The sequence below is a fragment of the Polaribacter sp. genome (assembly GCF_036480315.1).
Taxonomy (GTDB): Bacteria; Bacteroidota; Bacteroidia; order Flavobacteriales; family Flavobacteriaceae; genus Polaribacter.
Genome location: NZ_JAZGGG010000024.1, coordinates 1 through 13611, shown reverse-complemented (window position 1 = coordinate 13611; position 13611 = coordinate 1). Strand labels below are relative to the sequence as shown.

7 protein-coding genes and 3 tRNA genes are annotated in these 13611 nt (G+C 30.9%); 6 read left to right on the top strand and 4 right to left on the bottom strand.

The annotated features are described in order from the left end of the window. Positions 1-19: 19 nt before the first annotated feature. Together V3V28_RS05025 and V3V28_RS05020 are read right to left on the bottom strand one after the other, a co-directional pair. Positions 20-1894 (bottom strand): hypothetical protein, encoded by a 1875-nt coding sequence (locus tag V3V28_RS05025; protein WP_331363935.1) that lies wholly within the window; start codon positions 1892-1894, stop codon positions 20-22. Positions 1895-2023: 129 nt separating this feature from the next. Further along, positions 2024-4588, bottom strand: coding sequence for an ATP-dependent Clp protease ATP-binding subunit (locus tag V3V28_RS05020; protein ID WP_331363934.1), 2565 nt, complete (start codon positions 4586-4588; stop codon positions 2024-2026). Positions 4589-4850: 262 nt separating this feature from the next. On the opposite strand from V3V28_RS05020, the gene gyrA reads away from it, so the two are divergent. Together gyrA and V3V28_RS05010 are read left to right on the top strand one after the other, a co-directional pair. Then, a complete protein-coding gene (gene gyrA, locus V3V28_RS05015) occupies positions 4851-7379 on the top strand; it encodes a DNA gyrase subunit A (RefSeq protein WP_331363933.1) in 2529 nt (842 codons plus the stop codon). A gap of 23 nt (positions 7380-7402) precedes the next feature. Beyond that, complete coding sequence (locus V3V28_RS05010; RefSeq protein WP_331363932.1) at positions 7403-8653, top strand: tetratricopeptide repeat protein; 1251 nt, start codon at positions 7403-7405, stop codon at positions 8651-8653. 54 nt (positions 8654-8707) lie between these two features. On the opposite strand, the gene V3V28_RS05005 is transcribed toward V3V28_RS05010, so the two are convergent. Both V3V28_RS05005 and V3V28_RS05000 read right to left on the bottom strand, forming a co-directional pair. Further along, positions 8708-9475: a C40 family peptidase gene (locus V3V28_RS05005; protein ID WP_331363931.1), complete on the bottom strand. Its 768-nt coding sequence runs from the start codon at positions 9473-9475 to the stop codon at positions 8708-8710. A 7-nt stretch (positions 9476-9482) separates the two neighbouring features. Next, positions 9483-10658 (bottom strand): acetyl-CoA C-acyltransferase, encoded by a 1176-nt coding sequence (locus V3V28_RS05000; protein ID WP_331363930.1) that lies wholly within the window; start codon positions 10656-10658, stop codon positions 9483-9485. A 192-nt stretch (positions 10659-10850) separates the two neighbouring features. Between V3V28_RS05000 and V3V28_RS04995 the strand changes: the two genes are divergently transcribed. The 4 genes from V3V28_RS04995 to V3V28_RS04980 all read left to right on the top strand — a co-directional run bounded on the left by V3V28_RS04995 (position 10851) and on the right by V3V28_RS04980 (position 13291). After that, complete coding sequence (locus V3V28_RS04995; RefSeq protein WP_331363929.1) at positions 10851-12914, top strand: HD family phosphohydrolase; 2064 nt, start codon at positions 10851-10853, stop codon at positions 12912-12914. A gap of 103 nt (positions 12915-13017) precedes the next feature. Next, positions 13018-13101 (top strand) — tRNA-Ser (locus V3V28_RS04990). Positions 13102-13112: 11 nt separating this feature from the next. Beyond that, a tRNA-Pro gene (locus V3V28_RS04985) sits at positions 13113-13187 on the top strand. Between the two features lie 30 nt (positions 13188-13217). After that, positions 13218-13291: transfer RNA gene (locus V3V28_RS04980), tRNA-Arg, on the top strand. Positions 13292-13611 lie beyond the last annotated feature (320 nt).

The window sequence follows — 13611 nt, the reverse complement described above, 5'->3', positions numbered from 1 at the left end:
TGAAAATTGTAATTTTTGTTTAATTTAATTTTTTAAAATCCTTTTTTAATTTTTTAATTTTTTTCTTTTTAGCTGTGGTGTCTTTCTTCTTCTCCACTTTAATAGTTTTACCCCACAAATCTTTTTTCTTCTTTTTCGACACTTTTTTCTTAACGGCTAATATAGGTTCTTTCTTTTTCTCTAACGTTATAGATTTTCCCCATAAACCATTTTCATTTGCAATTGATACTTCTTTTTTAGTTTTTGAAGTTTCTTTTTTTGTTACTGGTTTTTTAATTTCTTTTCCTTTTTCAGAAATAGAAGTTCCCCAGAAGTCATTTTTACCTGAAGAGTTTTTAGTTGTACTATTTTCTCTTTTCTCAACAATAAAATCCTTTGCAGCGTTTATTAGTTTTATTTTTACTCCATTTTCTGCAAATCCCTTGATTAACTGTTCTAGTTTTCTACTTGCAATAGAATAATTGGTAAAAGCACCTATTATTTTAACATCATAACTACCGTATTTTGTAAGCTTTTGTTTAAAAACGTTTTCAGATGGCCAGGTTCCATCTGAATATCTTGCAACTTCAATTAAATCTGTGATCTTAATTTCTGGTAAATCTTTTTTTAATTTTTCTTCATCAGCTAACATCGCAAAGAAAAAAACTGAATTAGCTGATTCTTCTGTTAAAAAACTAGGATATTTGTAAGCAGGCATTCTTGCTAAAGCAACCTTTCTGTTTCTTACTAATTTTGCAATAAATTTACGTTTAGCAGCTTCTCTTTTTCTTTTAGCAGTAGCAATAGCTGCAAGTCTGGCTTCCTCTTTTCTTTTTCTTTCAGCATTTTGCATAAGTCCACCAATAATATTGGTTGCTGCTCCAATAATTGCTGTTTTGTCTGTATAACCTTGCGAAGCCATTGCAATTGCATAAGTACCTTTCATAATTCCTGCAGCCATTAAATCTCCTTGTGCTGCTTGGTCAAATTTAGACATAGCGTTTCTGCTATAAGCTTCCATTTTTGCATGAAATCTTTTATTAGACTCAATACGCGCTAGTTGTGCTTTGTACCTTCTATTGTTTTCTTCAATTTCTTTATTCTTTTTTTCTCGTTTTAAGCGAACTTGTTTTTGTTGATAGGTTTCTGTTCTGGAATTATTATAACTTTTATTTGTATTGTTCTGATATCTAGGTCTGTATGTGTTTGAGTTGCTGTTTTTTTTATTGTTATTTGTATTGTTGTTATTAGTGTTTTTGTTACTTGAATAGTTAAGTTTGTTAGATGAATTAGAATTACTTGAAGTAGTATTGTTAAACGTAATTGATAATTTTTTCTGTCTTTGCTTATTCTTTAACTCTTCTATTTTCTCACCGATGTTTTCGATATCATTTTTAGCATATTTAATATAGTCTAAACTAGATTTACAGTGAAAATCATTTGAGGCTACTCGTAAACATAATTTATATCCTTTTTCTAAATTGATAAGATTTTGTTTTCTGTACTCTCTAGCAGTATTAAAGGCTGAAATAGCATTTTTTCTATCACTTTCAAAATTTGGGTTGTCATCTTCATAGAGTTTACCTTCGTAATCTTTTGCCTTATTTTGACTCGCAGTAAATTGATCGTAAAAACCTTTTGCTTGATCAGAAACACGATCTCTTTTTTCATTTATCTCCTCTCTCTCTTTTTTGTATTCTGCCCTCATTTTCTCTCTCTTACATTGGCAACGTACATAGGCAGTCTGTTTTTTCATTTGACACCAAGTTATGTAGTTTCCGTCTGCAGAAGCATAGTTCTCGTTTTTTTCTCGAAGCCCGCTACAATTTGGGTAATTTGGCTCTTCTAGTTTTTGTGAGAAACTATCGTTTGGTGTAAGAAAAAGTAAGAAAAAAAGTAAGAAAAAATGTTTCATTTGAAATTAAATAGAATCAAATATAATGAATATTTTTTTTTATTTGATTTAGAAAATTTTGAATGTTGTTAAAATTTGCTACTATTTATATAAAAAAAGTCCCAAACGTTAGTTTAGGACTTTAATATTTTAAGTTTCTGTTTCTGTTTCCGTTCTAGTTTCAGGTTTTTTCTTTCCTTTTTCTATGTTAATTGTGAGCTTGTTTTCTTTCTCATCTAAATCCATAGAAATGGTATCGCCTTCAGAGAGTTTAGAATTTACAATTTCTTCTGCTAAAGCATCTTCAATGTATTTCTGTATAGCTCTTTTAAGTGGTCTTGCTCCGTATTTCTTATCAAAACCTTTGTCTGCTATGTAATCTTTTGCTTTCTCGCTTAAGTTTAATGTATAACCTAAATCAGAAATTCTATTTAATAATTTATCTAATTCGATATCAATAATTTTATGAATATCTTCTCTTTCTAAAGCGTTAAATACAATTACGTCATCTATTCTATTTAAAAATTCCGGCGCAAAAGATTTCTTTAAAGCACCTTCAATAATGCTTTTTGCGTTTGCATCTGCTTGTGCGCTTTTAGAAGCGGTTCCAAAACCAACGCCACCACCAAAGTCTTTTAATTGACGTGCACCAATATTAGAAGTCATAATAATTATGGTATTTCTAAAATCAATTTTACGCCCTAAACTATCGGTAATATGTCCGTCATCTAAAATCTGTAATAACATATTAAACACATCTGGATGCGCTTTTTCTATTTCATCTAACAAAATAACTGAATACGGTTTTCTTCTTACTTTTTCTGTTAACTGTCCACCTTCTTCATAACCAACATAGCCTGGAGGTGCTCCAATTAAACGAGAGATAGCAAATTTTTCCATGTATTCACTCATGTCAATTCTAATTAAAGAATCATCAGAATCAAATAATTCACGCGCTAAAACCTTTGCCAATTGAGTTTTTCCAACACCAGTTTGTCCCAAGAAAATAAATGAACCAATTGGTTTATTAGGGTCTTTAAGACCAACTCTATTACGTTGAATTGCTTTAACAACTTTAATTACAGCATTGTCTTGACCAACTACTTTTCCTTTAATTAAGTCTGGTAATTCATGTAATCTGTGTGTTTCTGCTTCTGCAACTCTATTCACAGGAATTCCTGTCATCATAGAAACTACTTCTGCAACATTGTCTTCAGTAACAATTTCTCTATTTAATTTAGAGTCGTTTTCCCATTGTTTTTGAGCAGAATCTAATGCAGATTCCATATTTTTTTCATCGTCACGTAACCTGGCTGCTTCTTCATATTTTTGCCCGTTAACAGCTTTTGTTTTTTGATTACGGATAATTTCTAATTGCGACTCTAGTTCTAAAACTTGTTTTGGAACTACAATGTTTGTAATATGAATTCGAGAACCAGCTTCATCCAAAGCATCAATAGCCTTATCTGGTAAATAACGATCTGTCATATAACGGTTCGTTAATTTAACACAAGCTTCAATAGCATCATCTGTATAATTTACATGATGATGTTCTTCGTATTTACTTTTTATATTTTGTAATATTTGTATTGTTTCTTCAACAGAAGTTGGATCTACAATTACTTTTTGAAAACGACGCTCTAAAGCGCCATCTTTTTCGATATTTGTTCTAAATTCATCTAATGTAGTTGCACCAATACATTGTATTTCTCCTCTTGCCAAAGCAGGTTTTAACATGTTAGATGCATCTAAAGAACCAGTTGCTCCACCAGCACCAACAATAGTATGAATTTCATCAATAAATAAGATGATATCTTCATTTTTTTCAAGTTCATTCATCAAAGCTTTCATACGCTCTTCAAATTGACCACGATATTTTGTACCAGCAACTAAACTTGCTAAATCTAAAGAAACTAAACGTTTGTCAAATAAAATCCTTGACACTTTACGCTCTACAATTCTTAATGCTAAACCTTCGGCTATGGCAGATTTACCAACACCTGGTTCACCAATTAACATTGGGTTGTTCTTTTTTCTTCGACTTAAAATTTGTGAAACACGCTCAATTTCTTTTTGTCTACCAACTACAGGGTCTAACTTACCTTGTTCTGCCATTGCTGTTAAATCTCTACCAAAGTTGTCTAAAACTGGAGTTTTAGATTTTTTAACGGCTTTTCCTTTTTGAGTTTGCTCAAAAGGGTTTGGTTTTTCTGATGCAAATTCATCATCAGAAGGTGTTTCTGCAATTGGGTTAGAAGGCAAATCTACGTCGTCTACATGCAATTGTTTATATAATGCTTTTGCTTCATCATAATTTACATGATATTTGTGAATCAATTTTGTTGTTGGGTCATTTTCATTTCTTAAAATACACAACAATAAATGTGCGGTATCTATAGAATCACTTTGATATAATTTTGCTTCTAAAAATGTTGTTTTTAGTGCTTTTTCTGCTTGTCTTGTAAGGTGTAAACTTTTCTTTTCAGAAGTTTCTGTAAACGTTGGGTCTGCAGGATTTAATTGCTCTAATTTCTTACGCAATAATATTAAATCAACATCAAATGCTGTTAATATTTCTATTGCTTTTCCTTCGTTTTTCCTTATTAAACCTAGTAAAAGGTGTTCTGTTCCAATAAATTCATGCCCTAAACGTAGTGCTTCTTCTTTACTGAATGTTATAACATCTCTTACTTTTGGTGAAAAATTATCGTCCATATTTTAATGTATATTGATGTAAATTTAGTCCTTTTTTTTTTGAATAATTACAAAAAAGATGCCAAGACCTAAAAACTGACAGTTTGACTTCTTGAACAAGGTAGAAAACTCTTGAAAATCAACCAAATAAAAAGCTGTTAAAAATTATTAAAAAATGTTGATAACTCTACTAAATAGAAAGGAGTAAAACCTTTGGAAAAACTATAAGAAATAGTATCTTGCCTTGTTTTAAAAAAATGACTAAAATATTAATAGAATATATATGGCAGACGGAGAAAAGTTAATTCCAATTAACATTGAAGATCAGATGAAAGCTGCGTACATCGATTACTCGATGTCAGTAATTGTTTCAAGAGCATTACCAGATGTAAGAGATGGTTTAAAACCAGTTCACAGAAGAGTTTTATTTGGTATGCACGAATTAGGAATTAAAGCAACTGGATCGTATAAAAAATCAGCAAGAATTGTTGGGGAAGTTTTAGGTAAGTATCACCCACACGGAGATACTTCTGTTTACGATTCTATGGTACGTATGGCACAGAACTGGAGTGTACGTTATATGATGGTAGATGGTCAAGGGAATTTTGGTTCTGTTGATGGAGATTCGCCAGCAGCAATGCGTTATACAGAGGTTAGAATGCAAAAAATATCAGAAGACATGTTAGCTGATATTGAAAAGGATACTGTAGATCACCGTTTAAATTTTGATGATACTTTACAAGAACCAACAGTTTTACCAACAAGAATTCCTAACTTATTAGTTAATGGAGCTTCTGGTATTGCAGTAGGTATGGCAACAAATATGGCACCACATAACTTAACAGAAGTTATTAATGGTACGATGGCATATATTGATAATAGAGATATAGAGATTGATGAGTTAATGCAACACATAACAGCGCCAGATTTTCCTACTGGTGGAATTATTTATGGTTATGATGGTGTAAGAGATGCTTTTCATACTGGTCGAGGGCGTATTGTTATGCGTGCTAAAGCGATTATTGAGGAGGTAAAAGGACGTGAGTGCATTATTGTTACTGAAATTCCTTACCAAGTGAATAAAGCAGACATGATTAAGAAAACTGCTGACTTGGTTAATGATAAAAAAATATCAGGTATTTCTAATATTAGAGATGAGTCTGATAGAAACGGAATGCGTATTGTGTACATTTTAAAACGTGATGCAATTCCTAATATTGTTTTAAATAAATTATTTAAATACACACAACTTCAAACTTCATTTAGTGTAAATAATATTGCCTTGGTAAAAGGAAGACCAGAGCAATTAAATTTAAAACAATTAATTCATTATTTTGTTGAACATAGACATGAAGTTGTTGTTCGAAGAACAGAATTTTTATTAAAGAAAGCAGAAGCTAGAGCTCATATTTTAGAAGGATTAATTATTGCTTCAGATAATATTGATGAAGTAATAAAAATTATTAGAGCATCTTCTAATGCTGATGAAGCTAGAGAGGCATTAATAGCGCGTTTTGAATTATCTGAAATTCAGGCAAAAGCAATTGTAGAAATGCGTTTGCGTCAATTAACAGGTTTAGAACAAAACAAGTTACGTGCAGAGTTTGATGAGATTATGTTAACAATAACTGATTTAAAGGATATTTTAGCAAATGAACCAAGACGTTATGAAATTATAAAAGAGGAGTTATTACATATTAAGGATAAGTATGGTGATGAGCGTAGATCTGTAATAGAATATGCAGGTGGAGATATGCGAATTGAAGACATGATTCCTGATACTAAAGTAGTGGTTACTATATCTAATGCAGGATATTTAAAACGTACAAATCTAGATGAATATAAAGTTCAGAATAGAGGAGGAAGAGGTCAAAAGGGGGCAACTACCAGAAATGAAGATTTCCTAGAACACTTATTTGTTGGTACAAACCATCAATATATGATGTTCTTTACTCAAAAAGGAAAAGTATTCTGGATGCGTGTTTATGAAATCCCTGAAGGTGGTAAAAACACAAAAGGTAGAGCAATGCAAAACCTTATTAATATTGAACAAGATGATAGCGTAAAAGCATTTTTGGTAACGCAAGATTTAAAAGACGAAGAGTATATCAATAGTCATTATGTGATTATGGCAACAAAGAAGGGTCAAGTAAAAAAGACTTCTCTAGAGCAATATTCTCGTCCAAGAACAAACGGTATTAATGCAATTACTATTAAAGAAGGAGATGAATTATTAGAAGCGAAGTTAACAACTGGAGACAGTCAAGTAATGTTAGCATTAGCATCTGGTAAATCAATTCGTTTTGAGGAAGCTAAAACACGACCAATGGGAAGAACTGCTTCTGGTGTAAGAGGAATTACTTTAAAACATGAAAATGATGAAGTAATCGGTATGGTTGCTGTAAATGATATGGAAAGTAACATATTAGTTGTTTCTGAAAAAGGATATGGTAAACGTTCTAAATTAGAAGATTATAGAGTTACAAATAGAGGAGGAAAAGGTGTTAAGACTTTAAATATTTCTGAAAAAACGGGTAATCTAGTTGCGATTAAAAATGTTGATGATTCTAATGACTTAATGATTATTAACAAATCTGGATTAACAATAAGAATGGCTGTTCAAGATTTAAGAGTTATGGGACGTGCAACACAAGGTGTTCGTTTAATTAACATTAAAGATTCTGATAGTATTGCCGCTGTTGCAAAAGTAATGCATGAAGAAGAGGAAGATGAGCTTGAAGTTGAAGGTTCTGAAGACGAAACAGAAAATGGCACGGAAATTGAAAATGATTCAAACGATAATCAAGAATAACAATAAATTAAAAACTCATTAAAATGAAAAAACAATTATTAACATTAGCTTTAGGATTGATGACCATTGGAGCTTATGCCCAAAAAAGTGAATTAAAAATAGTTGAAAAAGCAGTAAAGAAATCACAATTTGCAGCTGCACTTTCAGCAATTACTTCTTTAGAGTCTTCTGTGGGATCTATGGATGCTAAATACAAAGCGAAATATTACTATCTAAAAGGGCAAACTTTGGCTGGTTCGAATAATTTTGAAGGAGCTTCAGAAGCTTTTAATAACTTATTTGCTTTTGAAGAAGAAATTGGCAAGCAAAAATATACTAAATACGCAAAACCAATGTTGGATGGAATTATTCAAAAAGTATCTAATAAAGCGGTTAAATTGTATAACGATGACAAGAATTTTTCTGAAGCAGCAAAAAGCTTTTATTTAACGTATAAGTTAAGTCCAAAAGATACTTCTTTCTTATATAATGCAGCTATTAGTGCTTCTCAAGCAAAAGAGTATGATACTTCTTTAAAGTATTATAAAGAAGCTAAAGAAGTAGGTTATACCGGTATTACTACACAATATTTTGCTGTAAATAAAGAAACGGGTAAAGAAGAAAGTTTAGGTACCAAAGCGAATAGAGATACTATGGTTAAGTTGGGGCAATATATAAAACCAACACAAAAAACGTCTGAATCTAAACAAGCAGATATTGTTAAGAATATTGGCTATATTTATGTAAATCAAGGAAAACCAGAACTAGCAATTACAGCTTTAGATGAAGCAAGAAAAGCAAATCCTAAGGATGTGAATTTAATTTTGAATCAAGCTCAAATGTATATTAAACTTGATAAAATGGACAAGTTTGGTGAGTTGATGGAAGAGGCTGTAAAATTAGATCCTACAAATCCTAATTTATTTTTTAACCTTGGTGTTGTTAATCAAAATCAAGGAAAGATTGTTGAAGCTGAAGAGTTTTATAAAAAGGCAATTGAATTAAAACCAGATTATTCAGATGCATATTTAAATTTATCTATTGCAATTTTAGCAGGTGATAAGCAAATTGTTGATGAAATGAATGAAAACTTCAACAACGAGAAAAAATATAATGAATTACAGAAAAAACAAAAAGAAATTTATAATAAAGCATTGCCTTATTTAGAAAAAGCAGATGATTTAAAAAGAACTGTGGATACAGTTAGAGTACTTTTAAATATCTACGATAATTTAGAAATGGAAGCTAAAGGAGATAAATTAAGAGCAATTTATAAAGAAATGAAAGGTCAATAGAACCTTAAGTCTTAAGTATAAAAAAAATCCGAAACTTAAAAGTTTCGGATTTTTTTATATCACTTTTTTAATGACTCTTAATTTGTGTGTATGTTTTTGTAAATCAGCATTAAAAATACCACTATGGTCTAATGTATCTATACGTACTTTACCGTGAACATGAATAATGTTGTAATCATTTAATATGATACCAACATGAGTGATATTCCCTTCGTCATCATCAAAAAAGGCCAAATCACCGGGTTCACTTTCTTCAATAAAACTTAAAACTTCACCTTGTGTAGCTTGTTGTTTGGCATCTCTTAACAAAGAGTAGCCACACAATTTATAAACCATTTGTGTAAAACCGGAACAATCTATTCCAAATGGAGTTTTTCCGCCCCATAAAAAAGGAGAATTCAAATAAGTAAAAGCAGTATTTAAAATTTCACTTTTAGCTTTTTTTTCTGATAAAACACTTCCTTCATAGATATAGAATTCTGAATTAATATGAAGTTTGTTACTATTGTAAAAAGGCAAGTTAGAACCTAAAGGAATGGTTGTTAATTCGTTTTTAGCATTTGTAATAAAATCTATAATTTCTCCTGAATAGTATAATTTCTGATTTGTTAATTGAGAATAAAATTCTTCAGAAGTTTCTACATATTGTTTGTTATCAATAAAACCTTCATAATCATCAAAAGTTAATTTAATTTTACTCCAGTTTTTTTGTTTTTCTATAATTATAAAGTGCTCACCAAAAAGCACCTGACTAATCATTTCAGATTTATCAGACTTTTCTGCTCTTAGAGGAACAATACTTAAATTACAAATTCCGAACATTTATAAATTAAATTCTTTCAATAACAATTGCACTAGCACCACCACCACCATTACAAATTGCGGCAGCACCAATTTTAGCGTTATTTTGTTTTAAAATAGAAGTTAATGCAATAACAATTCTTGCCCCAGAAACTCCTAAAGGATGTCCTAAAGAAACTGCACCACCATTTACGTTTACTTTATCGTCTGTAATGCCTAATATTTTCATGTTTGCTAAACCTACAATAGAAAAAGCTTCGTTCAATTCAAAATAATCTACATCATCTATAGAGATATTTGCTTTAGATAATGCTTTTGGTAATGCTTTTGCAGGTGCGGTTGTAAACCATTTAGGTTCATGCGCAGCATCTGCATAACTTTTTATTTTTGCAAGCGGAGTTAAATTTAGTTCCTTGGCTTTATCTGCAGACATTAAAACTAATGCAGCTCCACCATCATTAATAGTAGAAGCATTTGCAGCAGTTACGGTTCCATCTTTTGTAAAAGCAGCTCTTAAGGCTGGGATTTTTTCCATTTTTACATTTTTGTACTCTTCATCTTCAGAAAAAATGATTGGCTCTCCTCGTCTTTGTGGAATTTCAACAGGTACAATTTCATCACTATATTTTCCTTCACTCCAAGCATTTGCAGATCTTTTATAAGATTGTATTGCAAAATTGTCTTGGTCTTCTCTAGAAAACTCATATTCAGTAGCACATTCGTCTGCACAAACACCCATAGCAACTTTTCCGTATGCATCTACCAAACCATCTTTTTGCAGACCATCTTCCATGGTAATTGGTCCAAATTTAGAACCAGTTCTTGCGTGTTGATAATGAGGGATTAAACTCATGTTTTCCATTCCCCCAGCAACTACAATATCAGCATCTCCTAGAGCAATTGTTTGAGCAGCTAACATAATAGATTTCATACCAGAAGCACATACTTTGTTTACAGTTGTACAAGGAACGGTGTCAGGAATTCCTGCATAAATAGCAGCTTGTCTAGCTGGAGCTTGTCCTAAACCAGCAGAAACAACATTACCCATAAAAACCTCTTCAATTAAATTAGGGTTTAAATTAATCTTTTCTATAGCTCCTTTTATGGCGGCAGCGCCTAATTTTGGAGCAGAAATTTTTGATAAACTTCCCATAAAACTCCCAATAGGAGTTCTTGCTACTGAAACTATTACTACTTCTTTCATGTATAATATCTTTTGTGAAATTAAATTTTATGCAATAAAATGTTCTTTTTATTATGATAAAATTAATAATTAAATGTTTTAAGTTTTATCCTACAAAAATAGCCAATTTTAATGAATTTTACTTTGATTATGCAATCGGAATTTTTGACCTTAAAAATTTTACTGTAAGTTTGTAGTTAGAAGAAAAATATTATGAGTAAAATAGTTAATAAACTATATCAAAATAACACTACAATTTATAAGGTAATACTGTTTTTAATTACCACGGTAGCTATTGTATACTTGTTTCCAAAAGGAACACAGTTTCAGTACGATTTTAATAATGGTCAGCTTTGGAAATATGATAATTTATATGCTCCTTTTGATTTTGCAATTCAGAAAACGGAGGAAGAAATTAAGATAGAAAAAAAGGAGATAGATGTAAATTCAAAACTTTATTTTTTATATGATTTTGATGTTATTACTGGGGTAAAAGCTACTTTAAAAAGAAGAGTAGATGCTTTAATTCCTTCAGATTCTTTAGGTTTAGATGTTATTAGAAAATTAGAAAAGACTGGTAGAAGAGTCATTGATAAAGTTTATGCTAATGGGTTTTTAGAAGTAATTAGTGAGGATAGAGCTTCTAATAAAGACGAAATGATTGCGCTTCGAAAAGAAAATGAAGTACAAGACCTTCTTTTTAAAAACCTATTTAATTCTAGAAAAGTTCTATTAGAAATAGAGAAAAATGTTGGAGTAAAACCTTTTGATTATGCTCAAAAAACGTTATTAAATCTTTTATCAGAAATTATAAAACCTAATATCTCTTATGATGATAATTTTACTCAAAAAATAATAGATAATGATATTAATAATATTTCTTACACAAAAGGAAAGGTTTCAAAAGACAAATTAATCATCTTAAAAGGGGATATTGTTGAGGGTGAGAAGTTAGCAATATTAAATTCTCTAAAAAGCGAATCTGAATCAAAAGTTTGGACAGAATACAATTACAATTGGATTGTTTTTGGCTATACTATTTTAGTAGCTCTAGCTTTGTTGATGTTGCTTTTATTTCTTCAAAAATATAGAGTAGAGATATATAATAACAACAACAAGGTTACATTTATTTTCTTTAACGTATTTTCAATGATTTTTATACAAACATTAGTTATAAAATACAATTCAGACTATTTATATGTAGTTCCTTTAAGTGTGCTTCCTATTATTTTAAAAGCCTTTTTTGATGCTCGTTTGGGTTTATTTACGCATGTTTTAACGGTGTTACTTCTTGGTTATATTGTACCCAATAGTTTTGAGTTTATTTACTTACATATTATTGCAGGTATTGTAACGATTTTAACCGTTTCTGAATTGTATAAAAGAGCAAATCTCTTTATTTCTGTAGCGCAAATAACATTAATTTACATGATTACTTATTTTGCATTTTCAATTATTAAAATGGGAAGTGCATCACAAATAAACTGGAATTATTTTATGCTTTTTGCTGCAAATGGTTTGTTGTCATTTTTGTCAATTATATTAATTTATATGTATGAAAAAATATTTGGTTTAGTGTCTGATGTTACCTTGTTAGAATTGTCAAATACAAATACAAAACTATTAAGAGAATTGAATGAAAAAGCACCAGGAACATTTCAGCACTCAATGCAAGTGGCTAATTTAGCAGAAGCTGCAGCAAATGAGATTGGTGCAAATTCAATGTTGGTAAGAACGGGGGCTTTGTATCATGATATTGGAAAAATGGTAAATCCACAATATTTTATTGAAAACCAATCTACGGGTGTAAATCCACATAACGATTTGTCGCCCAGAGATAGTTCTAAAATAATTACAGATCATGTTATAAAAGGAGTAGAGTTGGCTAAAAAACACAAATTACCCGACAGAATTATAGACTTTATTAGAACACATCATGGTACAAGTACAACTTATTATTTTTATGCCAAGGAAAAAGAAATAAATATAGATGGAGAAGTAGATATAAAGAAGTTTCAATATCAAGGCCCTATTCCGTTTTCTAAAGAAACTGCAATATTAATGATGTGTGATGCCGCAGAAGCAGCTTCAAAAAGTTTAAAGAAACCAACAGCGCAATCTATTGATGATTTAATAGAAAAAATTATAGACAAACAGAAAGCAGATAATCAGTTTTTAAACTCAGATATTACATTTAGAGAGATAGAAATTATCAGTAAAGTAATCAAAAAGAAGTTGATGAATATCTATCATTTAAGAGTAGAATATCCAGAGTAAAAAAAAATAAAAAAAAGTTAAAAACTACTTGTTATATTGTAATTGTAATATTACATTTGCACTCGCATTTTTAAAGAAATGTTATTAAGTTCTAAGTAAAACTGGAGAGGTGCCAGAGTGGTAATGGAGCAGATTGCTAATCTGTCGACGGGTAACTGTCGCCAGGGTTCGAGTCCCTGTCTCTCCGCAAAGTATTCTCGGGGTGTAGCGTAGCCCGGTCATCGCGCCTCGTTTGGGACGAGGAGGTCGCAGGTTCGAATCCTGCCACCCCGACAAAGTTGTCGTAGCAACTTAAAAAACTACGGGCTCTTAGCTCAGCTGGATAGAGCACCTCCCTTCTAAGGAGGCGGTCGCAGGTTCGAATCCTGCAGGGCTCACTTAAAGCTTCACAGAAATGTGAGGCTTTTTTGTTGTTTGTAGGTTTTCTAGAGGTTCTGGTAAGTTTTTTATTTTATCTATAATTACCTTAATATATTTAATAAAAGGCACACTTTTCGGCATACTATTATTAAACCATATTGATAAAACAAAAAAAGAGTAACCCGTTTAGGATTACTCTTAAGATATAACATTTACCTGTTGTGCATTATAAAAAAGCTGTTCATTGATTAAGAGAATCGTATATTTAATTGAATTTCAAACATTTAAATAGATGAACAGCTTTAGAGCAAATTACGAGAAAATTTTAGAGGTATTA

Excerpts from the sequence above, each read along its gene's own strand:
- V3V28_RS05025 (WP_331363935.1), bottom strand. The coding sequence starts at position 1,894 with ATGAAACATTTTTTCTTACTTTTTTTCTTACTTTTTCTTACACCAAAC.
- V3V28_RS05020 (WP_331363934.1), bottom strand. The coding sequence starts at position 4,588 with ATGGACGATAATTTTTCACCAAAAGTAAGAGATGTTATAACATTCAGT.
- gyrA (WP_331363933.1), top strand. The coding sequence starts at position 4,851 with ATGGCAGACGGAGAAAAGTTAATTCCAATTAACATTGAAGATCAGATG.
- V3V28_RS05010 (WP_331363932.1), top strand. The coding sequence starts at position 7,403 with ATGAAAAAACAATTATTAACATTAGCTTTAGGATTGATGACCATTGGA.
- V3V28_RS05005 (WP_331363931.1), bottom strand. The coding sequence starts at position 9,475 with ATGTTCGGAATTTGTAATTTAAGTATTGTTCCTCTAAGAGCAGAAAAG.
- V3V28_RS05000 (WP_331363930.1), bottom strand. The coding sequence starts at position 10,658 with ATGAAAGAAGTAGTAATAGTTTCAGTAGCAAGAACTCCTATTGGGAGT.
- V3V28_RS04995 (WP_331363929.1), top strand. The coding sequence starts at position 10,851 with ATGAGTAAAATAGTTAATAAACTATATCAAAATAACACTACAATTTAT.